Raw genomic sequence first — 845 nt, 5'->3', positions numbered from 1 at the left:
GTCTTGACGCGCTCTCTTGCGCCGAACCGGCGTCCACTTCGGCGCAAGAGCGCTCTAGACGGGCTGGCGACCCCGGCAGGGCTCGAACCTGCGACATCTCGCTTAGAAGGCGAGTGCTCTATCCAGCTGAGCTACGGGGCCGGTCGCGCGGGCCGAAACACCATGCCGGGCGCCACCGGTCAAGGGTTCGCCCCGCCACGCGCGCCGGTCCGCGGCGGGGCGACGTGGCCATGATGGACGGCCATGATGGGCGGCCATGACGGGCGGGCGTGCCGAGCCGGGCGTTACTGTCCGTCCTCGCGCGGATGTGAGCGGACATCAGCATCGCGGCGGCCCGCCACCCTGTCAGATCTGACAGGGTGACTGGCAGATCTGACAGTCGACGTCCGTTTCCGCCGGCCCTACCGGAAGCTTCGCAGATCCGGTGGCCCGCGATGAACGTCCAGATTCCAGTCCTCGCCTCCCCCGTGCCCCTCGGCCCGGGAGACCTGTTCCCGCAGGTCGCGCCCCGCACGCAAGGCAGGCCGAGCTTTGCCATCGACACCCTGGCCGGCCGCTACATCGTGCTCTGCTTCTTCGGCTCCGCCGCCGACCCGCAGGGGGGAGCCGCCCTCGCGGCGGCCCTGCGCGAGCGCGCCCGCTTCGACGATTCCCGCGCGAGCTTCTTCGGCGTCAGCATCGATCCCCGGGACGAGGCCGAGGGCCGGGTCCGGGACCTGATGCCGGGCTTCCGGATCGTGCTCGACTTCGACGGCGCGCTGAGCCGGCGCTGCGGCGTGACCAGCGAGGGCCAGGGCCCCCGGCCCTACCGGCAGTGCTGGATGGTGGTCGATCCGACGCTCCAC

The 845-nt window shown here is 71.6% G+C and carries 1 protein-coding gene and 1 tRNA gene; one reads left to right on the top strand and one right to left on the bottom strand.

What is annotated here, in order from left to right; translation table 11 throughout:
- Window positions 1-64 precede the first annotated feature (64 nt).
- A tRNA-Arg gene (locus tag AX737_RS22030) sits at window positions 65-141 on the bottom strand.
- A 293-nt stretch (window positions 142-434) separates the two neighbouring features.
- Here AX737_RS22030 and AX737_RS22025 point away from each other — a divergent pair.
- Window positions 435-845, top strand: a 411-nt coding sequence (locus AX737_RS22025) for a redoxin domain-containing protein (protein ID WP_156453888.1), incomplete at its 3' end; no start/stop codon positions are given.

This window comes from Methylobacterium sp. CCH5-D2, assembly GCF_001556475.1.
In the GTDB taxonomy this organism is placed as follows: domain Bacteria; phylum Pseudomonadota; class Alphaproteobacteria; order Rhizobiales; family Beijerinckiaceae; genus Methylobacterium; species Methylobacterium hispanicum.
Note: the sequence above shows the minus strand (reverse complement) of the source record. Positions and strands in the feature narration are given on the sequence as shown.